Genomic DNA, 24,286 nt, shown 5'->3' with positions numbered 1-24,286 from the left:
TATAATTCTCCTACACACACATCGACCTACCCAGTGGTAAATACTACCTAAACGCTTATCCCTTTCTTAAATTTATCCATAAAATAATAAAGTAATGCTAGTTTTTCATCATAAAATGTATCCGTTTACATTTTATGATGAAAGCGTAAGTTAAAAATAAGGAGGAGATGAGATGTTAAAGAAGGTAATCAGTATGTTGGCATTAGTAGTACTGATGTTGACCAGTTTTTCTGTCCCAATTTTTGCAGTTGAAGAAACAGAGGCTCCTCAACTTAGACAAGACAACATTGATGAAGTCATTGCAGCTATGACATTGGACGAAAAGGCGAAAGTTGTCACTGGTATTGGTTGGGCAGCATTTAATGATGAACTAGGTGCTGCTGGAAAGACACATGAAATTCCTCGTCTAGGTATTCCATCCATCGCATTGGCAGATGGTCCTGCAGGTGTCCGCATTAACCCAACAAGAGAGAACACCGAAGATACATTTTATGCGACGGCATTTCCGATTGCAACAGCTGTAGCTTCCTCATGGGATACTGCTGTAGCGGAACAAGTCGGTACCGCAATGGGAAATGAATTAAAAGAATATGGAGTCGATGTTTTATTAGCTCCTGCTTTGAACTTACACCGTAATCCGCTAAACGGTCGCAATTTTGAATATTATTCTGAAGATCCATTAGTATCAGGAAAAATGACAGCAGCCGTTGTGAACGGAGTTGAGTCAAATGGAGTTGGAGCGACAATTAAGCACTTTGTTGCCAATAACCAAGAAACCAACCGACAATCGATTGACACGATTGTATCTCAACAAGCATTACGTGAAATGTATTTAAAGGGTTTTGAAATCGCCGTCAAAGAATCGCAACCATGGGCGGTGATGAGTGCGTACAATAAATTGAATGGAGTCTATACACCGCAAAATAGTGAGTTGTTAACAGATGTCCTTCGTGAAGATTGGGGATTTGAAGGATTGGTAATGACAGATTGGGGTGGTGGTGATGATCCTGTTGCCGCGATGGAAGCAGAGAATGACCTTCTTATGCCAGGCAGTGAGCAACAATCAGATGCTATTATCGCAGCGGTAGAAAATGACGAACTGGATGAGGCTTTATTAGACCGCAATGTAAAAAATATATTAAATATTGTCGTCCAAACACCTTCATTCTTAGGATATGAACACTTTGACAATCCAGACTTAGAAGCACATGCACAAGTATCGAGAGAAGCAGCGACAGAAGGTATGGTGTTACTGGAAAACCATGAGCAGGTATTGCCGATCCAAGAAAATCTCTCTATCGGTTTATTTGGAAATGGACAAGTTGACACCATCAAAGGTGGTACAGGAAGTGGTGATGTAAATGTCGAACATACAGTAACTATCACGGAAGGGTTACAAGCAGCTGGTTATACATTGGATGAAGAGCTAGTAGAAAGCTACCAGTCATATGTCGATGATTTAAAATCATTACCTGAATATCAGCCGCCAAGTTCGTTCCAACCAGCGCCACCACTACCCGAACGTGAAGTAACAGCAGAAGAGGCTCAAAGCTATGCGGAATCATCGGATGTTGGAATGATTGTGATTAGCCGTAATTCAGGTGAATTTGCAGATCGAACTGCAACAGAAGGTGATTTTTATTTAACAGAAACCGAACATGCAAATATCGATACGGTCTCTAATGCATTCCATGATGAAGGCAAACAAGTTGTAACTGTATTAAATATCGGTGGTCCAATCGAAATGATGAGCTGGAAGGATAAAGTAGATGCTATTCTTTTAGCTTGGCAGCCAGGTTCTGAAGCAGGTCATGCGATTGCAGATGTACTTTCAGGAAAAGTAAATCCATCTGGTAAATTAGCAACAACATTCCCGAAAGATTATCTAGATACACCTTCAGTAGATAATTTTCCTGGTTATCCAGAAGAAGATCCAACAGAAGTAGTCTATGAAGAAGATCTTTATGTTGGTTATCGTTACCATCATACATTTGATGTTAAACCAGCATATGAATTTGGTTATGGACTGTCTTATACAGAATTTGACTATAACAAAATTCGTGTTAACAAAAATGGTCGCTTTAAAGATAAAATTACCGTATTTTCATCCATCACGAACAGTGGTGATGTAGCAGGTAAAGAAGCCGTACAAGTATATGTTTCTGCTCCAGATAGTTCTATTGAAAATCCGGATATAGAATTAGCTGCCTTTACGAAAACAGATACAATCCGTCCAGGTAAGAAAGAAAACATTAAAATCGACATCACGGCTAGTGATATTGCATCCTTTGATGAATCTAAGTCTGCATGGGTAGTAGAAAAAGGCACATATGAATTACATGTTGCCTCTTCCTCCGAAACTGTTGAAGGAACTACAAGCTTTACGGTACCGGAAAATATCGTTGTCGAAGAAGTAAATGATGTACTAGTACCTGAGCAAGACATCAATCGGTTGACGAAGTAAATGAACAGGGGAAAGATCCACCATTTTGCGTGGATCTTTCCATAAACTAAGGAGGGTTAATTATGCTAAAAAAGTTGATTATTTTTTGCAGTATGATCGTACTGACCATTGGATTCAGCCTAACCATTTCAGCAAAAGAATCAAACGGATACTATACCCTTACAGAGATCCAGGATTGGGGACCAGCGATTACCAAGGTGACCGTGGAATTAGGAAAACCTGTTCCAACTGGTTCAATAGATGAAGACACATTTTCGGTTCACGTGACGCGCAGTGATGACAGATTAGTAGACCCATTTTTAGAAGAAGGATTTCGAGAGGTAACCGATGCATATGTAGCGGATAAGAATGGCAATTCAGCCAAAGAAATGGGGAAATACGCTGTCCTTGAATTAGAAATCGGTCCTGATAAAACACTAGGTGCACCGATGAATTATACAGGCTTGAATGACTGGATCGATACTGATTATACCATTACTCAACAACAGGCAATTGAGGCACCATATGGAGAAGTAACAGATCTAAAAATAACAACATTTAAAGGTGATACGAAAAAAGCTGTAGAAGATTTTGATATGTCCAGCGGTACTTTTTCAGGTATGGATATGTCTTATGCTAGCTATACACCAGAAAAAGATAAGCAAGATAATCCGCTAGTTATCTGGTTGCACGGTGGTGGAGAAGGTGGAACAGACCCTACGATTCCGCTATCAGCAAATAAAGCAGTAAGTTTTGCTTCTGATTCGGTTCAGGATTACTATGACAATGCATATGTATTAGTACCACAGGCACCGACGAGATGGATGGACGGTGAATCCGGTAGTGCAGACGGTACATCCATTTATACAGAACCACTTATGGCGTTAATTGAAGAGTTTGTTGCAACGCATGATGACATTGATACCGATCGCATTTATATTGGTGGAGCATCAAACGGTGGTTATATGACACTTGTGATGACAAGAGATTATCCAGAATATTTCGCTGCTGCTTTCCCTGTATGTGAGGGATTAAATGATACTATCATTTCGGATCAAGATATTATGGATTTAGCGAAAACACCAACATGGTTCATTGCAGCAGAAAACGATCCAACATTAGATCCGGCAGAAAATACAATTCCAACTTATGAAAGAATGGTAAGCGTAGATGGTGCTGATGTCAACATGACCTTATTTGATGGCGTATTCGATACATCTGGACTTTATACAAATGAGGATGGCACCCCTTATGAGTACAACGGCCACTGGTCATGGACCTATGTTTATAATGATGAAGTACCAGGCCTGTTCGAATGGATGGCTGATCAAGAATCTGGGACAAAAGTACCCTGATTATGACAACACACGAACATCAAGTTTGATGTTCGTGTTTATTGTTCCTTGGAAAAGTATCATTCTTCCTTGGAAAAGTGAGTATTTCCAAGGAACAGAAGCACTTTTCCAAGGAAGGGAACTAGAATTCCAAGGAAGAAGCAACAAACCCAGGCTCTAAGACCCTCTGTTTCAGTGTTTTGTCCCACCTTCACGCCACTGCTAGATCCTCTCCCCAATCAACATAGACAATCACAGAAAAAACGCTTACAATTTAAAAAGGAAAGTTATCTCAATTTCAAGAAGAAGGTGATTACTGTGGTACGAAAAATCTTCTTTACCATTCTGTTTCTTATCCCTTTTTGTCTCATGCTTTATTATGGAAAAGAAACGTTTTATATCGACCAACAAGCTGCAACCCAAGAGATGTATGATTATCACTTCGCTCTTGTAACTGAAGAAGTCGGGAATAATTATTGGCATTTTATCGAAAAAGGTGCGAAACAAGCAGCGGAAGAACATAACGTTTACTTAGAATATGTCGGTCCGAAAGTAACAGATACTGATGAGCGGTTGGACACATTGGATCGCATGATTGCTGCTAATGTCGATGCCATTATTACAAAAGGAATGAGTGATCCGAGATTTCGTCAGCTCGTCCAAAAAGCGAAGGAGCATCAGATCCCAGTTGCAACGATCGATACTGATAATTCGGGAAGCGGTCGAGACTTTTATGTGGGAACAGATAATTTTGAAGCGGGTTACCTCGCAGGAAAAACAATGATCGAAGAAACGGAAGGTGAGCAGAAAGTTGTAGCTATCATCGGGCTGAAAGATGCTCAGAATCAAATGGAGCGTTTAGAAGGATTTGAAGAAGCGATCAGTCAAGAGGAGCGAATAGAGTTAGTCGCCGTAGCAGAATCGAATATTACCGAACTAGGTGCAGCAGATGCGACCTATCAATTATTGAAAAGCCGATCCGATATCACCGCTATTTTTGGTATCAGTGCTTTAGATGGCATGGGAATTGTGCAAGCCATTGACGAATTTCAACCGACAACAAGACCATATGTGTTAGCATTTGATATTCTCCCCGAAACATTGGAATTAATAGAAGATGACAAAATTCAAGCAACGATTGCCCAATACCCGGAAGAAATGGGGAAAATGGCGGTAAAAGAAATGTATCAGCTGCATCAAAAGGATCAACCCGAGAACATACACCACACCAAAACAGGTGTGATCAAGAAAGAAGACGTTATGAATGGCGAGGTATTTTTGAAAGAAGGTGAGTAAACATGCGGATAAAAAAATTACTGAACGGTCGGACGATTCAGTCGAAATTAACACTTATCTTTGCTGGAATTATTATTTTATTTAATATTGTTACCATTTCGATTTATGTCAGTTCGACCCAGTTAATGCAACAATATCATCAAGAATTTGAAACATTACTTAACCTGAACGCTATTTCCCAATCAGCTCAGGATCTATCTGACAAAACAAAAGCATATGTATTAAGTGGAGAAGAACTAGACTTAGAAGCCTATTATGAAGCAAGAGAAACATTCCATGAAAGAACGGCTCCAATTATGCAACAGACAAACTCGATTCGCTATAAAAATTATATTAACTTAATCGACGCTCTCCGTTACCAAACGGATTTAACAACAGGGTTTGTACTCCGTGATGATATGGAACGCTACTCGATGCATGTGAAAGAAGTGGACCAAACGTCATCGTATATTCAGGAATCAACATTGGAATTATTAGATGGATCACTGACAGAATATCAAACCTTGTACGCGGACATCCGCGAGCGTAATGAAGCATTCAAATATTTTACACTCTATTTATTAATTACATCGATTATACTTGGGGCATTGATTACAGTACGGTTTTCCAGAGGAATCCACCGACCAGTTCAAGCATTATCTCAAGCAGCGAAAGAAGTCTCCGTTGGAAAATTTGATGGTAAATCTGTCCGGATTCAGTCACCAGATGAGTTGAAGTTGTTAGGCGACTCTTTTAACAAAATGCGGGACAGTATCCGAAATTTAATTAAAGAGATTAAAGATCAGTCCAAGCAGGAACGATTGATGAAGGAACTGGAACTGAAGCATTTACAAAATCAAATTCAGCCGCATTTTTTATTTAATACATTGAATACTGTATCGAAAATGGCGTATTTAGAAGAAGCAAGAACAACGTCCAACCTGATTGACTCATTGGCATCGATGATGAGACACAGTCTTGGCGATTTGAAGAAAACAACTACCTTAAAAGAAGAAATAAAAATGGTGGAAGATTATGTCGCGATCCAGAAAATGCGATTTATGGAGCGGATTGAGTTTGAGATTGACCAGTTGCCAGAAGATTGTGATATGCCTTTGCCAAGATTAACCCTGCAACCTCTTGTCGAAAACGCCTTTATCCATGGCCTTGAGTCATTAGAGGAAGGTGGAAAAATTTCAGTTTATATTAAAACGTATCATAGCGGAGTAATCGTGGAAGTTACCGATAATGGTGCAGGAATGACAGAAGAAAAACGAAGGCAATTAATCCAATCAACGACAGAAAGCGATCAGCATGTCGGTCATATGACAGGGATTGGATTAGTCAATGTGATCAAACGCCTGCAAATGTTCTATCAAACAGAAGATGTGTTGGAAATTGATACAACGGAAGGTAAAGGAACGATCATCCGATTATATTTACCAGATAGACAACAGCAAGAATGGGGGGTACTAGCATGAAAGTAGTCATCGCAGAAGACGAATTTTTAGAGAGAAAAGCAATGCATAAATTTCTCGAGGAACATTTTTCTGATATCGAACAGATTGAAGAAGCGGTGAACGGTCGTAAAGCTATTGAATTAGCGGAAAGCATTCACCCGGATATTATGTTAATGGATATCAAAATGCCAGGCATCAATGGATTAGAAGCGATGGAGGCAATCTGTCGTGACTTTCCCTTAACGAAATTCATTATGTTAACAGCTTATGATTCATTTGATTATGCCAAACAAGCGATGAAATTAGGGGTGCGGGAATACATTTTAAAACCAAGTAAGAAGGAAGAAATCATTCGCGCCTTCTTAAATGTCAAAGGGGAGCTGGAACAAGATAAGCAAATTCTCGACAATCGGCGTGCGCTTTTTCTAACGAAAGTGATACAAGGAGAAGATGCGGATATGATTCAACCAAGTCTCTGCCCAGATATGCAAAGCGGTTTTTTTATGATGGCCAATAAGGCACTCACGTTATCGGATGACTATATAACACAAGATAACATTGCCTTGTATATTTCCAATCAAAGATTAGACAATGCCGACGTGTTAAAACAAATTCGCAGCTTACAATTAACACTAGGTGACGACTATTATATTGGTGCAGGTCATCCGTATGATCATGTCGAAGATCTCACGACTTCTTACTATCAAGCAAAGAAAGCACTACGGCAGCTATTCAAGGCAAAACAAAAGAATTACGGATTTGCAAGCAATGAAGCAGAAGAAATCCCGACAAATAAATTCTTAGATGCAATCCGTGACGGTGAAGAACAAAAAGTCTGGGTCTTATTCGATGTAATTGCACCCTATGCAAATGTGGAATTATTTGTGCAAATCAAACAAATCGCAGAAGATAAAGGGGTCAAACTCGACACCATACCAGAAGAATTAGTGACAACGGAAGACTGGAAGGAATTCATGCAACTGGTATGTAGAGAAATCAAATATTATTTCCAATCACAAGATAAAATTGTCAAAGCAAAACAATTTATAGCTAACAACTATCACAAACAAATCAACCTTATGGACGTCTCGGCCTATACCGAATTAAGCACTAATTATGTTTCTAATCTATTTCATGAAGCAACCGGGAGTACGTTCATTGATTATTTAACAGAGATTCGAATCAAGAAAGCGAAACAGCTCCTGCAGACGAACAATGCGACATTGAAGGAGATCAGTTATGACATAGGCTATAAAGATCCAAACTATTTCAGTCGTGTTTTCAAAAAACATGTCGGACTCTCACCAAAGCAATATCAGAGCCAAATCGTAAAATAATACAGATTTTCGTAATATTGTACAGAAAAATAGTATCAAATCGTAAGCGTTTTCTCTATATAATTATAGCTGAAAGCGCTTATATTAATCAGAGGGGGTAGAAACATGTTGAAAAAGAGTTTAGCGTTTCTATTTATGTTCATCTTGATGATTGCCTTAGTAGCATGTGGTGGAGATGAAGAGACGACAGATGATACAGACAGCACAGATGACCAAACAGAGGATACATCAGATGATGCTACAAGTGAGGAAGAAGAAGCTGAATCTTCGGGAGACGGTGGTTCAGTAGAAATCTTTAGTTGGTGGACTGGTGCAGGGGAAGAAGATGGATTACTTGCACTCATTGATTTATTTGAAGAAAAACATCCAGATATTGCAGTAGAGAATGCAGCAGTTGCGGGTGGTGCAGGTACTAATGCAAAGGCAGTTCTAGCGACAAGAATGCAGGGTGATGATCCACCATCAACTTTTCAAGTACACGGTGGAGCGGAATTAAATGAGAGCTGGGTTGCAGCAGATAAGATGGAACCATTAAACGACTTCTATGAAGAATATGATTTAATGGATAAATTCCCTGAAGAATTAATTGACATGGTAAGTAAAGATGGAGATATCTATTCCGTACCGGTAAACATTCACCGTGGAAATGTCATGTTCTATAACAAAGCGGTATTTGAAGAGAACGGTATTGAAGAACCAACGACATTAGACGAATTTGTTGATGTATTAGGTCAACTTGATGAAGCAGGTGTCACTCCATTGGCAATGGGTGATAAAGAAGCTTGGACAGCGACACAAATCTTCGAAAACGTATTATTAGCAACGCTTGGTCCAGATGATTATCGTGCATTATGGGCAGGCGAAGTAGGTTTTGATGACGATCGTGTTCGTGAAGCAGCAGAAAAATTCCAAACCATTTTAGGTTATGTAAACGAAGACCACGCTTCACGTAACTGGCAAGATGCTTCTCAGCTTGTAGGAGAAGGGGAAGCAGCGATGACCAACATGGGTGACTGGGCGAAAGGTTACTTCTCTAATGACTTGGACTTAGAGACAAATGTTGACTTTGGCTATTTTGCATTCCCTGGTACAACAGAGGATTTCATGGTTATCACGGATACATTCGGTTTACCTAAAGGTGTAGAAAATCCAGATACAGTCAAAGAATTCCTAAACGTGCTTGGTTCAGTGGAAGGTCAAGATACCTTCAATCCATTAAAAGGTTCGATTCCGGCGCGTGTTGATGCTGATCCATCAAAATATGATGAATACGGTACAGACACAATGGAAGATTTTCAAAACAGTAACTTGGCCCCAAGCTTAGCGCACGGTTCAGCAGCATCAGAAGGATATCTGACTAAAATAAATCAAGAAGTAAATATCTTTGTAACGCAACAAGATGTAGATCAATTCATCGAAAAATTACAACAAATAGCAGGAGAACTTTAATATTGGAGGCTCGCCCTGTGCGAGCCTTCCTTCACTCTTATAAAAAAAGAATTTTCTTCAGATGGGAGGACAATCGCAATGAAAATTACCAGAGATCAGCTGATGGCATTATTGTTCTTAGCTCCATCCTTTTTGCTCCTTATTATTTTCGTATATGGGTTTATTGGCTGGACTGGTTGGGTTTCTTTAAGTAACTGGAACACCTTGGTGCCTGACATGTCATTCGCTGGTTTGAAAAACTATATCTATCTATTTGGAGATTATCGTTTCCAAGCAGATTTACGTAATACCGTCTTTTTTACCATCCTTTTTATTGGATTTGTTATTATCCTAGGTTTAGGCTTAGCCATTTTGCTTGATCAAACAAAGAAAGCTAATGCCCTATTCCGCAATATCTTTTTATTCCCAATGGCTCTATCCTTTGTGGTAACGGGGGTCGTTTGGCAATGGCTATTGAATCCATCTACTGGCTTCAATCAATTCTTACAAGTATTCGGCATCCAACCGAAATGGTATACCGATACCAATATTTTGGCGGGATTCCAGTGGGAAAGTATTGAATTCGGTTTACCTGTTGCCATGATTGCTGTTGTTATTGCAGCTGTATGGCAAATGACTGGATTCTCACTTGCGATGTATGTCGCAGGACTTACTGGAATTCCAGAAGAGCTTCGAGAAGCGGCACGAATCGATGGTGCATCCGAACTCCAGATTTATCGTAAGGTGATTTTACCGATGTTAACACCAATCACGATGAGTGTGGTCATTATCATGGCACACATTTCACTAAAGATATTCGACCTAATCTATGCGATGACAGGTTCTGGTGCCAATTTCGTTACCGACGTGCCAGGTGTTTACATGTTTGAGACGACATTCCGCGGTAACTATTACGCAAACGGTGCAGCAATCGCGATCATCATGTTGCTACTCGTTGCCGTATTTATCGTGCCATACTTAATCAACAGCAGAAGGGGGGCATCATGATGGTAGTGAGAAGAATAATCAAATATGCCGTGCTAATCGCCATCGCTATCTTTTTCCTGACACCGATCTATGTCATGTTGATTACTAGTTTCAAACCACTTGAAGAAGTATCTTTATCCGAAATGTGGGCACTGCCATCAACGATTGACTTTTCCAGTTATACGCACGCATTCTCGGAGCTCGCACCAAATTTAATGAACAGTATCTACTTGGTTATTCCAGCTACATTATTATCAGCCATACTAGGGGCAATGAATGGATATGTTCTGTCAAAATGGAAATTCAAAGGATCCGAAATCGTGTTCACGATGATTCTATTCGGGATGTTTATTCCATACCAAAGCATTCTGATTCCATTAATCCAATTCTTGAACTCTATCAATCTATATAATTCAATCATCGGGCTTATCTTCACTCACGTGGTTTACGGGCTACCAATTACAACTTTGATGTTCCGTAACTTCTATGCGAATATTCCTGATTCGATGATTGAAGCAGCAAAAGTAGACGGCGCAAGCTTCTTTGGAATCTTCCGCCAAGTCATTCTACCACTGTCAATCACCGGATTCGTTGTTGTTGCGATCTGGCAATTCACCAACATCTGGAACGAATTCCTATTCGCCGTGACGATCACAAACAACGATGCACAACCAGTCATGGTAGCACTACAAAATCTGTCCGGAAGCCAGATCGTGCAATGGAACGTCCAAATGGCAGGCGCCTTACTTGCTGCCATGCCAACACTATTAGTCTATATTTTATTAGGAAAATATTTCGTCCGCGGTTTATTAGCCGGGTCGGTAAAAGGGTAAAGAAAAAGACCTTCGCGAATGCGAAGGTCTTGACCTATTAGTGCCTTTGTTCCTTGGAAAAAAGAATAATTCCAAGGAACAGCAGCACTTTTCCAAGGAACAGGAACACATATCGAAGACCTTCGCATTGGCGAAGGTCTTGACCATTTTAGAGCCTTTGTTCCTTGGAAAAAGCGTTCCCTTCCTTGGAAAAAAGAATAATTCCAAGGAACAGCAGCACTTTTCCAAGGAGCAGAGGGAGAATTCCAAGGAACAGCGGCACTTTTCCAAGGAGCAGAAGCAGAATTCCAAGGAACAGCACATATCCAAGAATCGAAAATCACTTTTTTAAATAATAAACGCGTCCCTTAGTCCCCCTATTCCAATCTAGTATCCCTGCGTTTGTCATTAATGCCCTAGCAGTATGCTCTTTTTCCACATGCAAAAACTTCCTGCATTCTTGATTTGTCATCGTCGGTTTAACAAATACAAAATGATCGAGTATGCTCATGACGTGTGCGCGCCGATCTCTTCCACCGCAATGAGGGCAATCCCATATTACCCGCAAGCGATCCATTGCCAACCTGTTACAAAAAGGGCAAAGCACCCCACCTTTGACATCCCCATCTACAAGTTCGAATCTTTTCCAATAGCGTAACTCTGGTTTACAATGCGCCTGCGCTAGCTGATAACCAATACGCGTCAACTCACTTAATTGAACAAAGGCTTGTGTATACTGTTCAGCAGCACGCTTAAATGATTTTTTCAATAACGCAAATGGCATGACACAATCATATACCCAGTCACTACTCGAATCCGTAGCTATCTCTGCACTTGGATCTGCTAGAGCTACGAGATTAATGATCGGATAATTTTCCCACCCAGCACCTAGCCAGAATCGAAGTTGATCACACTGTTCGTCTACCTGTGATAGAGGATGCATCATCCCGTATTTTTTTCCATGCATATAGTATTGGAAATTTCGCGCGTTGTTTTGAAAGGTGAATTTACCTGGTTGGCTTTTTACATCAATATTGACAGCAAAGTGTGTGGTAAGGAGGAGGTTATCCATTTGAAAAAAGGAATGCCCATCTGTGGCGGGGAGGCGGAGGTCCTGGAGAACAATTATATCGTTTGAGTTCATCCCCATCCGTTCCAAGTAAAAATCGAGTTTACATTCAGCAAGATATCCCTGTTCGATATTGCGAAGTTCAAATTCCATTTCCCGTTTTCGTTTGCTGATTCGTTTCACACCACGTTCCAGCATCAAAATACTTTCCGGTGCCTGTCGTTTTTTAATAATAATCGAAATCACATCCTTTCTTTCTAGGATATTCGACATAAATAGTTAAAATCCTGTTATGTCCACGATAAAATACTATAGATAATCGAGAAAAATATGAATAATAAATTTATTATATATTTACATTGCATTAAAAATTATTAGTATTAACTTTACAGTACTTTAATACTCATTTGATACATTATAGATAATAAGCTGAAATTTGTCGAAATAAGTATGACAAGGTTTTCAGCGGAAAGGAGGAGAGCTGTAGAAAACGCTTTGTTAATTGAAATTTGGGGAGGGATACATATTGAAAAGCAAGAAGATAAATGCGACCGGAAAATTAACATTTGTTGTACTTTTTGTATTCGCAAGCATTAGTTTTTTGTTTTTGCGCTATGTAATGGCAGATGAACAGGCGGCTGCAGTAAATGAAATAAATCAACTTTTAGAAGCAGCTGATAATGTTGAATGGAACTATTTAGATGACGGTTCTCAACTGGAAGCAAATTGGACAAGCATTGAATATGATGATTCTACTTGGAACAAAGGAGTAGCTCCATTGGGGTATGGCCGTGATGATAACGGTTTAAATACAGTTATTGAATATGGAGATGACTCAGGACAAAAGCATATTACAACATATTTTCGAAAAGACTTTCAACTGGACAGCACTGAAGAAATTAGCAAATTAACCGCGAATTTAGTTAGAGATGATGGTGCAGTCGTCTATTTAAATGGTGAAGAGGTGTATCGTACCAATTTACCAGATAGTGAGATTGCATTTGATACTTTAGCTTCGAATGCTGTCAATGATGAACGAGATAGTCATTCGTTTGAGATTGACCCATCTTTACTATCGGAAGGGAAAAATGTGCTTGCTGTGGAAGTACATCAAGTAAACCAAACTAGCTCTGACAAATTCTTTTCCTTGTCTTTAGCAGCGTCTTCTATTTCAACAGCAGATAACCAAGGCTTGCTTGCTGAATATTACACCAATTCAGGTGATGGAAATTTTGATAAAGTTGATTGGAAGGGAACAACTATTGAATCTAATTTTGATTTTAATAACCTTGATCCAATCTTACAGGAGCAAGTTGGCAGAGCAGATGACGCGAGTATTGATTTTACAGGCCAAATTATGCCTGAATACACAGAAGATTATACTTTCTATATGACAGGTGATAATGGATTTAGAGTATGGATTGATGATCAGTTAATGATTGATCACTGGGAAAATGACTGGGATAACGAACAAACAAGTGATTCTATTCGTTTAGAAGCAGGCAAAAAATATGACATTATAGTTGAATATTTCGAAGATTACGGTGGCTCGAATTTATATTTAAGATGGTCAAGTGATAGTGTGGACAAAGAAATCGTTCCAGAGAGCGCTTTTTACTTACCAAGTAACTATAGTGGACCAATGAATGGAAAAGTGCTAGAGAATGGAACGGAAGTTAATTTGGACTTTTTAACTGATCTTACCAATCTATCAGCAGAAATAAATACGCATTTCACAGTGAAAGCTGATGGAGAAGAAATAACAGTAAATGATGTCCAGTTAAACGAAGGGACACTACAGCTAACGCTAGACGGACCGGTTGAACCGGATCAGCCAGTCAGTGTTGAATATGATGGAAAAGGAAGTCTCGCAAATGCAGAGGAAGAAACTGTGAACGCATTTGGGTTCTCGCCTGAAAATTTATCAGAGTATGTAGATTATTCACCAATCTCCATAGCACTGTCCTTTTATGGTGATCCAAAAACACAACGTTCTTTTGCTTGGTATACAAACCATGAGGATCCTGAAAACGCTCCAGAAAATGTATTAGATAGTATTGTGGAGGTTGTTCAAGCAGGAGAAAGTTTCGATTCGGACAACGTACTTCGATTTACCGGAGAATCACAAGTGCTAGATTTAAAGATTACCAATGCTCAAAATGGAATGTTTGCCAGCCATAAAGTATTGGCAGAAGACCTCGAACCCAATACTGCCTACCAATATCGTCTAGGTAGTGAGGGGAACTGGAGTGAAATTGGTGAATTCAAGACAGAAGCAGAAGATGAAAAAGAATATGAGTTTTTGTATATGACAGATTCACAAGGTGCTAACTCTAATGATTATCAGGTATGGTCAGATACACTAGCGCAAGGTCTAAATAAATTTCCTGATTCCAAGTTTCTTGCAATGGCTGGAGATCAAGTAGATGCTGGTGCGTTGGAATATCAATGGTTAGATTTTTTTGGGAAGCCGCAAGATTTACTGATGAATCTACCTATAATGGGAGCAATAGGAAATCATGAAGGACCGTATAATAATAATTTTTATCACCATTTCAACTATCCTAATGATGCAATAAAGAACCCTTTGCCGAAAGGAAGTATTTATTCATTTGATTATGGTGATGCACACTTTATGGTTTTGAACACAATGGACATGGGGTGGGATGATCGTCAACGAGACTCGTTCGAACAACAAATTGAATGGCTCAAAAAAGAAGTGGCACAGACAAATAAAAAATGGAAAGTCGTTATGATGCATAAAGCGATCTATTCTGTTGGTGGTCACTCAAAAGATGGCGATGTCTTAGAATTAAGAAAAAAGATGTTCCCTATTTTTGATGAATTAGGTATTGACGTTGTGTTACAAGGACATGACCATTCCTTCATGCGTTCGTATCAAATGTATAATGATGAGCCGCTTAAAGAGCAGGAAATAGATGAAAATGGAAATGTGATAAATCCTAATGGAACGATGTATATCGTCAATAACGCTGTTGGTACAAAATATTATGATATCGATCAGAATGTAGATAAATATTATGCAGCTAAATATGAACAGCCAAGAACACCGATTTTCTCAGGGGTAACTATGACAGAAAATAGTCTTACCATTGATTCATTCAAATCTGAAGAAACTAAGCCATTTGATAGTTATACCATTGTGAGAAATGATTCATTACCAGAACCAGTAGAAAATTTATCTGCTGTGAAAAACGGGGACGAAAATATCGTTCTTTCCTGGGATATGCCAGAACAAGTAAATGAAGAAGATCCAATTCGTGGATTCAGGATATATGAAAAAGAAGGTAGGTTAAAGAAGAACTGGAGTGCTTATATTCCAGTAGAAGACGACCAAACAAGCTATCAACATACTGTGGATATAGCAGATGATAGTGACAACTATGAATTTGTTGTTAAAGCTGTTGATAAGCGTGATAACTCTGAAGGGGTAACCATTTCTACGGAATCTATTCAATTAGCTGCACCAACAGAGCCAATGGTAGATGATGGCTATAACACATTCGGTTGGACGAATGTAGCTGGATTTGATGAGCCTTCAGATTACGAATTCACTGTCGACAATGGCGAAACATGGGAGACTGTCTCTGCAAATCCTCAACCTGTTGGAGATCGTGATATTCCAAAATCTCATGTACAGGTTCGAGTTAAAGCGGATGACGAAACGGAGAGACCTGCTGGTTTAGCAATCGTTTCACCAGAAGCATATACCCAAAACAGCATTAACAAGACATTTAACATAGATGGCAGTATTTCACATGATGACAAGCTAGTTGTCGACGTAACAGTCGATAAACAAGCTCAATATGATGAAGACGCATATGTTATCTTCCAGTTAATGGAGGGCAACAGACCAGTATTGATTAATGCCATTCCATTACAACAAGATTCAGTTGAACTCTCTCAATATTTTGATGTGCAAGGTGACAATTATAAAGTAAAAGTGTTTGTATTCGATCAGTTTAATGGTGACAAGAATCTTCCAAAGCTATTGGGAGAACCATTGGAACTGAAATAGACCAACTATTTTAAATAAAAAGTGACCGGGAGGGAAATAGGGTAATGAGCAAAAAGATACTACCTATCTTTATGATCGGATTAATGCTTCTGTCTATGCTACCATCATGGATTGGTACCAACACAACAGTATATGCAGAGTCGAATAACAACATGGATGCCGAAGCTAATAATCAAGAAACTACTGACACGTCTAACCTTGCGTTAAATGCTGAAGTAACAGCCAGTGGTCAATGTAATGAAGAGGAAAAAGGGTCATTTGCTGTTGACGGAAAAACAAATACGAAGTGGTGTAATAGTTCCAGCGGATTAGACAAATGGTTAGAGCTTGATTTAGGGAAAGTGTATAACATTAATCAATGGGTCGTGCAGAATGCTGGAATTGGAGAAACAAACATGTATCCATTTTGGAATACAAAAGATTTCCGTCTTCAAAAAAGTGTAGACGGAGAAACATGGGAAGATGTCGATGTTGTAAAAGATAATGTACAGACAATTGTTGATCGTTATGTGCCGACATTTTCAGCTCAATACGTACGGTTGTTTGTAGATAAAGGGGCTTATGATAATAATACAGTCCGTATTTATGAATTGGAAATATACGGGGTAGAGAAGGATCAAACACCTTCCAAGTCACAAACAAATTTAGATCCAGTTGATTATGTCGATCCATTCATCAATACGCTAGGTGATAATGGTCAGACAAACCCAGGTCCAACCACACCATTTGGTCTCGTTTCACTTGGACCGGATAGTGATGGGGGAGCATTTAGTGGTTATTATTATCAGGATGATTATCTGAAAGGCTTTTCCCATTTGCGATTTAGCGGTGTAGGTTGTAGTGGTGCGGGAGGAAACATTCTAGTTATGCCACAGACCCAAGATTTCACAAACGATAGCAATACGTATAAACAAAAATACGACAAAAGCAGTGAAGAAGCGTCTCCTGGTTATTATGGTGTAGAGCTTGCATCAGGTATTCAAGCAGAGTTAACAGCATCTGATAATGTTGGATTCCACCGATACATGTTCCCAGAGGGTGAAGAGGAGGGATCTGTTTTAATTGATCTTTCCAACTCTTACGCGGGAATGATTGACGCAAATCTTAAGGTCGAAAACAATAATGAAATTTCTGGAATGATCCAATCGAAGAATGTTTGTGGTCACGGTCATTACACGATGTATTACTCTATCCAGTTTGATCAAGATTTCGAATCGTTCCAATCATGGTCAGACGATCAAGTAGGGGAAGAGACAGAACGTACAGGCATTAACAGTGGTGCTTGGGTGAACTTTAATACATCTGAAAATAAAAAAGTACAAGCAAAAGTTGGTCTCTCTACTATTAGTGTTGATCAAGCAAAAGCAGAACGTGAACATATAGATGCCGGCTGGGATTTTGATGCACAGCATGAAGAGACGCGTGAAACGTGGAGTGACTTATTAAGCAAAGTAGAGATAAAAGATGACAATGAAGAAAACAAAACGATTTTTTACACGCAAATGTACCATTCATTCCTACATCCGAACAATGTAACGAGTTCAGTTGACACATTCCGTGCAGCGAGAGAAGAAGATACGGTTCGTGAAACATCTGAGATCGGTGAGGACTTTGACTATTATAACGGCTGGTCCACTTGGGATGATTTCCGTAAATATTCTTTATATTCTCTTCTTGCACCTAATGAGTACGAAAACATGGTGAAATCAATGATTGATGTCTATAACACCAGAGGCTCATATGTACAGTGGGGAGAAGGCTACTGGCCAAGTCCAACAGTAAGAAATGAATTTAATGGTGCTGTCATTCTTGATGCTTATGCCAAGGGTTTTGATTTAACAAATGAAGAGGTTAATACAGCTTTGCAAGGTATGGCTACTGATACAGATAACTATTCTGTCAATGACAACGAAGTCTCAGGAAAATTGGAAAAAGCATATAGTGCTTATTATCCGATGAAACTAGCTGAATTAATTGGTGATAAGGAAACATATGAACAATATAAAGAGATCTCATTGTCTTATCAGTCACTTTGGAATGGGGAGCAAGTTGATGAGAGTGGAAAGCAACGAGGTTTCTTTACACCAAAAGCCATGGATGTAAATCAGAATGATATAACACAAGTAAATAAATATGCTTACCAAGGGAATTTATGGACATATCGCTGGTTTGTTCCACATGATATTAACGGTCTTTCCGATTTAAGTGGTGGAGATAAACAAATGGCGAAGGATTTAAAGTATTTCTTTGAAATTGATGAATATATGGCGGTTAACGAACCGGATATTCATGTTCCATATTTATTTAACTATTTAGGAATGCCGTATTTAACACAATATTATGCGAGAGAGTTCACAACAGAAGAAGTAACACAGAAGTATCATAATCATGGATTATATGCATATCCCATGGAATCACGCGTATATCGTGATGACCCTGAAGGTTATTTAAAGTCGATGGATGATGATGCAGGTGCGATGTCTTCCTGGTTTATCTACAGTGCAATGGGGCTATTTCCAGGTAACCCGGGAGATCCATATTATTTAATAGGTTCACCTATTTTTGAAGAGATGACATTGCATTTAGAAAACGACAAGACCTTTACAATCAAGGCCAATAACGTTTCGAGTGATAATCGTTTTATCGAGTCAGCACAATTTAATGGAGATAACTTTGACCAAGCGTTTCTTGGTTATGAAGATGTGATGGCAGGAGGAACATTAGAATTAGAAATGAGTGCAGAGCCTAACTATGAGTGGGGAACAGAAGCTACAGTGCCAACAACAGATTTCAATCAGGAATTAGATAATAAGATTACAAGAAATGAGTTAATCTCCAAAGAAACAGAGTGGAAATACTTTGATAAAGGACAAGCAGCTGGAGACAACTGGACAGCGGTTGATTTTGATGACAATGAATGGCAATCAGGCAAGGCGATGCTTGGCTACGACAGGAATGGTAATGTTAACACAGAAGTAAGTTATGGTCCTGATAGTGGAAATAAATACGTAACTACTTATTTCCGTAAAACGTTTGAAGTAGAAGATGCAGAAGATATTATGGGATTAGAAGCGAGTTTAATACGCGATGATGGAGCTATTGTTTATTTGAATGGTCACGAAATTATCAGAACGAACATGCCGAGCGGGGATGTCGATTATGAGACCTATGCAAATGGTACAGTAAATGATGAACGTGACGAGAATAGCTACACGATTGATCCGTCATATTTAGTAGAAGGCGAAAACGTCATTACAGCAGAAGTTCATCAAACAAATGCGACAAGTTCAGATATTGCTTTTGATTTCGGCTTGGAATCAGTTGGTAAGATGGAAGTCCCAGAAGCTCCGACCAACGGTACAGTTGATGATGAAGAGAACACATTTGGATGGACAAATATTGAAAAATTTGATCAAGTATCGGATTACGAATACAGTCTTGATGGTGGGGAGAATTGGCATACAGCAACTTCCAATCCGCAAACGGTAGGACCAGTAGCATATGAATCTGGTCAAATTCAAGTGAGAGTAAAAGCGAATGAAAGTGAAGATCAAACATATGGAGATGTTCTTGTTTCAAAGGATCCATTTACTTCAGATATGCTTTGGGAAGTATATGATTTAGATGTCAATATTGCTCAAAAAGGTAACCTAGAAGTAAATGTGAAAGGTACCTTAACAGGAGATTATGATGAATCAGCCACAGTTGTATTCCAGTTGATGACGGAGAACGACGAAGCATGGATGACGAATACTGTTCCTGTAGAAAATGGCGATTTTGATCTCACTCAATTATTTAACATTGATGAAGAAGAGTATGATATCAATGTTTATCTAGTAGATGAGTTTAATGGTAATATCTATGATTCCTTATGGCTTGCAAAACCATTAGAACAAAAACCAGAAACAGTGCCAGGTGTAGAGCCAGATCCCGAAAATCCTGATGCTGGAGAGGAAGAAGATGGAGAGGACGGCAAAGACATAGATCCAGTGCCGATTCCAGAAGACGAGGATAAGGACGAGGAAGAAGGAAATGATAGCTTTGGTTCAGAGATTGAGTTCGAAGCAAGAACAGCTTGGTCTTCCGGTGTTAATAGTTTTAACGATGAACCGCTGAAGACAGAATCGAATAATGGTGGTGTTGTAATAGCTAACACATTTGATGGTGGATGGCTTGCTTATCAAGAGGTGGAATTCGGTACAGAAGGTAAAAACCAAGTTGCGGTGGAGTATGATGCACCGAAATCAAGAGTTCCAGCTGGAAGTACATTAGAATTTCGTCTCGGTTCTGCTGAGGGTGAGCTAGTCGGCACCATTGAATTAGAGAATACAGGCGATGGTTGGGGAAACTATACGACAACTACGGCTTATTTAGATAAAGTTGTCACTGGTACACAAGATTTGTTTGTCCTTATGAAAGGTGACACAAATAGTAGCCAACCGTACATTGGTAACTTTGATAGCTTTACACTAGCATATGAAGATGTTCGTACTGACTTTGAAAAACTGGAATTAGAAGACTATGATAATTGGTCAACCGAAGATAATCCAGCTAATAATAGCCCGATGAAAACAGAGAATGGAAAAAGCGGCGAGCAAGTGGCAAATACATTTGATGGTGCATGGTTGGCATATGAAAAGATGAATTTTGGTAGTGAAGGTGTCAATCATATTGCTGTGGAGTATGCCAGTAATTCAGGGAACAGTGCATCGGATTCAACTATAGAGGTTCGTTTAGATGCAATAGATGGGAAATTAGCCGGCACCATTGAAGTACCGCCAACTGGTGACGGCTGGGGAACTTATCAAACAGTTACTGCTTCCTTGGACGAGAAAATAACTGGTGTACAAGATGTTTATTTTGTGCTTAAGGGATCCACTGACTCTACTTATAAGTATATCGGGAATTTTGACAATGCGAGCTTTTTCAATCAGGAAGAAGTTGAAGATAATGTAGTAGTAGAGTTAGAGAATCGCAGCGATTGGACAGAGGAAGTAAATTCATTTAACAATGGTCCTTTGAAAACAGAAGGAAACAATGGTGGAACGGTTGTTGCGAATACATTTGACGGTGCATGGCTTACGTTCAACAACATCAGTTTTGGAACGAAAGGCAAAAAATATGTCAAAATGGTGTATGATGCTCCATCGCAAAAAGCACCTGATGATGTAGTTGCAGAGATTCGATTAGATGACAAAGATGGTGAATTGATTGGTACGGTAGATCTGGCCAATACGGGAAGTGGTTGGGGAACCTATCAAACAGCCAGTGCCACGTTAGATAAAGTATTGACGGGCGATAAGACAATTTGTGTAGTCTTTAGCGGATCTACTACATCAGAACATCGATATGTTGGTAATATCGATAAAATGATCTTTTCTAATGTAATAGACTTTTAAGTGACCCTAAGGATAAGGTGAAAATGAACCATTAGCATAAACGATTCTCTGATAAGGGGATGAATTTAGAAGGCGAGGAGAAAAAGTGAAATTACGTATTGTTTCAATCCTTTTCATGACGTTGTTGATTGCTCAAATGCCAATGACAGTATTTGCTGCAACTGTATCTTTAGATATAGATAAGACTGAAATTAGTGCTAGTCAAGAACTTGAAGTGTCAGGAACAGCGACAGATTTAGAAGAAGTACTGATAAAAATTGTTGCACCTGATGAAGCTGTTTATTTTATGGATGTGTTAACAGTCGAAGATGGGGAATTCCAATCAACTATTGGTTTTCCGACTACGGCTAATGGAGATACTGCTGGTGATTATACGATAATTGTAGGAAATGATGAAATTCAGGATATAACTACCGTTACCCTAACATGTGAGGAAGATTGTGACGACGGAGGAGAAGGAAATAACGGAGACGACTCTGACAATGATGAAGGAGAAGGAAATAACGGAAACGACTCCGACAATAATGAAGGAGAAGGAAATAACGGAGACAACTCTGACAATGGTGAAGGAGAAGGAAATAACGGAGACGACTCTGACAATGGTGAAGGAGAAGGAAATAACGGAGACGACTCCGACAATAATGAAGGAGAAGGAAATAACGGAAACAACTCCAACAATAATAATGGAGAAGGAAATAACGGAGGCAACTCCAACAACAATAATGGAAAAGGAAATAACGGAAACAACTCTAACAATAATGATGGAGAAGGTAACTTGCCAAACACTAGCACTTCCATTTTCAACTTTTTGATAACAGGTTTGATGTTGTTAGTTGTAGGTAGTGGTGTTGTTTTCTATCAAAAAAAGAAAAAAGCTTAATTATTACGATTAAATAAATTGCGTAGTCCCAAGCTACGCAATTTATTTTTGACATTAATCTTTTGCAAAATGACGAAATGGTATATATATTACGTCCATAATTAGTTTTATTTTTAATAAGGATAATCCTATTTATGGTTAGCAAGATAAAGCCGATTTTCTTAAATTAGAAAATCGGCTTATCTTAATTCTTTCTGACTCTCTCATGGCTAAAGTCCAAGTATATGCAAGCTCTCTGAATAAAAAGTAAAAATAGTAAAAAACGATTAGAAAATGTGATTCGAAATTCCTTTTTATTCTTGTTTTTGTTCATAAAATGTTTATTTTGAAGGAATATAATAGAAACGTGTATTTTTCTGTCCTATTTTGTCACTTTTAGGAAGGGGGATCAAAGGGACAAACCATTTTATAGGATTAACAAAGTAGGAAGCCAGACGACGCAATACATATTGAAGAAGAAAGTTATTGCAGTTATTTAATACTAATTATAATGAATATTGGAAAGAAAGGGATTCGTATGAGTGAGTTACAAATCGGAGGTAAATTAAAAACTCTTCGTAAAGCATTAAATTTATCCATGGAAGAAGTAGCGGAGAAAGTAAATCTTTCACAATCATATATTAGTTATATAGAAAAGGATCGTTCTGTTCCTAACATTGTGCTACTTTCTAAAATATTAAAAGCTCTTGAAACTGATCTAGTCACTTTCGCTGTTTATATTAACGAAGATCAAAAACAAGCAGAAGAATTAATTTTACTGACTAATAAAATTAAGCAATTATCGCCAGCAGAAAGAACACAGCTAAACTCATTTTTAGTATTCTTAAAAAGTTTATAAGAACTTTCGAATTATACATAAAATAGTCTGATGAAGTGAGAAGGAGTGTGCAGAATGGATAAACTTGAGTTTCCGGACATTACGTGTTCCTTCCCTGTAGGTATTAACTCCTATGCTCAGGAAGTACATATAATAACTAAAAGATGGGGTGAAGAACTAGGTCTTTTTCAATTTAGTCAACTTGATAGTGATGTTTTCGATACTATTAAGTCAGGTTACTTTTCAGCCCGTTTGTTTCCACAGGCTTCATTTGCCCCACTAATTATGATATCCAAATATAACTTACTTATATTTGTTCTAGAAGACTATTTAGAAAAAAACAGGAATAATTCCAAAGCTTATAACCTTGTAAAGCAAATGGTTCAGATAATGGAAGGAAAGCTCTCTCAATTATCACATAAGAATGCTTATTTACTCGCATGGGCCCAATGGTGGGAAAAAACCAAAAAAATGACACCCTATCAATGGCAGAATCGATTTGCTAAGAATATTCAAGCTTATTTGTACAACAAGATTTGGAAAATGGAAAGCCAACAAAATGATATCATCGGATTCGAAGTAGATGAAGATTTAAGTTATAATCAAAATCAAGAAAAAAACTTCCACTATTTTGATTTAATAGAAATGGCTAATACTGTTTATTTGCCTGAAAAATTAATCAATAACACTTTTATAGAATTAAAAACTAATGTTAGTGCAATTATTAATTTGACAAATGACATTATATCTTTGAAAAAAGAATTAATTGCTAGTGATATTGATAATATATTGTTATCTTTGCATCAAAATCAAACATTTATACAGGAAGTGATTAATGACACAGTAGAGTTACAGAATCTTTATATAGAAGAGTTCACACGTTTGGAGAGAGAGTTACTAAAAAACGAAAAAATTTATCAGAGAGAATATAAAACGTATAGTTTGGGACTTCAATCAGTTATCAGAGGAAATCAAGATTGGTATAATATATCCAACTGATTAAAGT

General features: G+C 38.5%; 14 protein-coding genes. 13 read left to right on the top strand and 1 reads right to left on the bottom strand.

Going from position 1 to position 24,286, the window contains the following annotated elements; all coding sequences use genetic code 11:
* Positions 1-172: 172 nt before the first annotated feature.
* From BM121_RS17340 to BM121_RS17305, 8 genes are all read left to right on the top strand, one after another.
* The gene (locus BM121_RS17340; RefSeq protein WP_245780842.1) at positions 173-2,464 is read left to right on the top strand and encodes a glycoside hydrolase family 3 C-terminal domain-containing protein; all 2,292 of its coding nucleotides are present in this window, start codon (positions 173-175) and stop codon (positions 2,462-2,464) included.
* 62 nt (positions 2,465-2,526) lie between these two features.
* Positions 2,527-3,798: a prolyl oligopeptidase family serine peptidase gene (locus BM121_RS17335; RefSeq protein WP_091485080.1), complete on the top strand. Its 1,272-nt coding sequence runs from the start codon at positions 2,527-2,529 to the stop codon at positions 3,796-3,798.
* A 297-nt stretch (positions 3,799-4,095) separates the two neighbouring features.
* Entirely contained in the window at positions 4,096-5,073 is a 978-nt protein-coding gene (locus BM121_RS17330; protein WP_091485078.1) for a substrate-binding domain-containing protein, read from the top strand.
* Positions 5,074-5,075: 2 nt separating this feature from the next.
* On the top strand, positions 5,076-6,533 hold the full coding sequence (locus tag BM121_RS17325) for a sensor histidine kinase (RefSeq protein WP_091485077.1): 1,458 nt from the start codon (positions 5,076-5,078) through the stop codon (positions 6,531-6,533).
* The gene (locus BM121_RS17320; protein WP_175495485.1) at positions 6,530-7,849 is read left to right on the top strand and encodes a response regulator; all 1,320 of its coding nucleotides are present in this window, start codon (positions 6,530-6,532) and stop codon (positions 7,847-7,849) included. The genes BM121_RS17325 and BM121_RS17320 overlap by 4 nt, the downstream gene beginning before the upstream one ends.
* Before the next feature lie 105 nt (positions 7,850-7,954).
* Positions 7,955-9,298, top strand: coding sequence for an ABC transporter substrate-binding protein (locus BM121_RS17315; RefSeq protein ID WP_091485074.1), 1,344 nt, complete (start codon positions 7,955-7,957; stop codon positions 9,296-9,298).
* Positions 9,299-9,376: 78 nt separating this feature from the next.
* Positions 9,377-10,285, top strand: coding sequence for a carbohydrate ABC transporter permease (locus tag BM121_RS17310; RefSeq protein WP_091485072.1), 909 nt, complete (start codon positions 9,377-9,379; stop codon positions 10,283-10,285).
* Positions 10,285-11,097 carry a carbohydrate ABC transporter permease gene (locus BM121_RS17305; RefSeq protein WP_091485071.1) on the top strand — a complete coding sequence of 271 codons (813 nt, stop codon included), beginning with the start codon at positions 10,285-10,287 and terminating at the stop codon, positions 11,095-11,097. Before BM121_RS17310 ends, BM121_RS17305 begins: the two co-directional genes overlap by 1 nt.
* 319 nt (positions 11,098-11,416) lie before the next feature.
* On the opposite strand, the gene BM121_RS17295 is transcribed toward BM121_RS17305, so the two are convergent.
* Positions 11,417-12,418 carry an NERD domain-containing protein gene (locus BM121_RS17295; RefSeq protein ID WP_091485068.1) on the bottom strand — a complete coding sequence of 334 codons (1,002 nt, stop codon included), beginning with the start codon at positions 12,416-12,418 and terminating at the stop codon, positions 11,417-11,419.
* Positions 12,419-12,671: 253 nt separating this feature from the next.
* Between BM121_RS17295 and BM121_RS17290 the strand changes: the two genes are divergently transcribed.
* The 5 genes from BM121_RS17290 (at position 12,672) to BM121_RS17270 (ending at position 24,279) form a co-directional block, all read left to right on the top strand.
* Positions 12,672-16,184 carry a PA14 domain-containing protein gene (locus BM121_RS17290; RefSeq protein WP_091485066.1) on the top strand — a complete coding sequence of 1,171 codons (3,513 nt, stop codon included), beginning with the start codon at positions 12,672-12,674 and terminating at the stop codon, positions 16,182-16,184.
* Between the two features lie 44 nt (positions 16,185-16,228).
* Positions 16,229-21,583 carry a GH92 family glycosyl hydrolase gene (locus tag BM121_RS17285; RefSeq protein ID WP_091485035.1) on the top strand — a complete coding sequence of 1,785 codons (5,355 nt, stop codon included), beginning with the start codon at positions 16,229-16,231 and terminating at the stop codon, positions 21,581-21,583.
* Between the two features lie 85 nt (positions 21,584-21,668).
* Entirely contained in the window at positions 21,669-22,463 is a 795-nt protein-coding gene (locus tag BM121_RS17280; RefSeq protein ID WP_091485034.1) for an LPXTG cell wall anchor domain-containing protein, read from the top strand.
* 517 nt (positions 22,464-22,980) lie between these two features.
* Complete coding sequence (locus BM121_RS17275; protein ID WP_175495484.1) at positions 22,981-23,301, top strand: helix-turn-helix domain-containing protein; 321 nt, start codon at positions 22,981-22,983, stop codon at positions 23,299-23,301.
* A 54-nt stretch (positions 23,302-23,355) separates the two neighbouring features.
* Positions 23,356-24,279 (top strand): terpene synthase family protein, encoded by a 924-nt coding sequence (locus BM121_RS17270; protein WP_091485031.1) that lies wholly within the window; start codon positions 23,356-23,358, stop codon positions 24,277-24,279.
* The last annotated feature ends 7 nt before the right edge of the window (positions 24,280-24,286 follow it).

Origin of the sequence: Gracilibacillus orientalis, from assembly GCF_900114645.1 — a bacterium.
Taxonomy (GTDB): domain Bacteria; phylum Bacillota; class Bacilli; order Bacillales; family Amphibacillaceae; genus Gracilibacillus; species Gracilibacillus orientalis.
The sequence above is the reverse complement of the archived record's forward strand: the minus strand, read 5'-3'. Positions and strand labels throughout refer to the sequence as shown.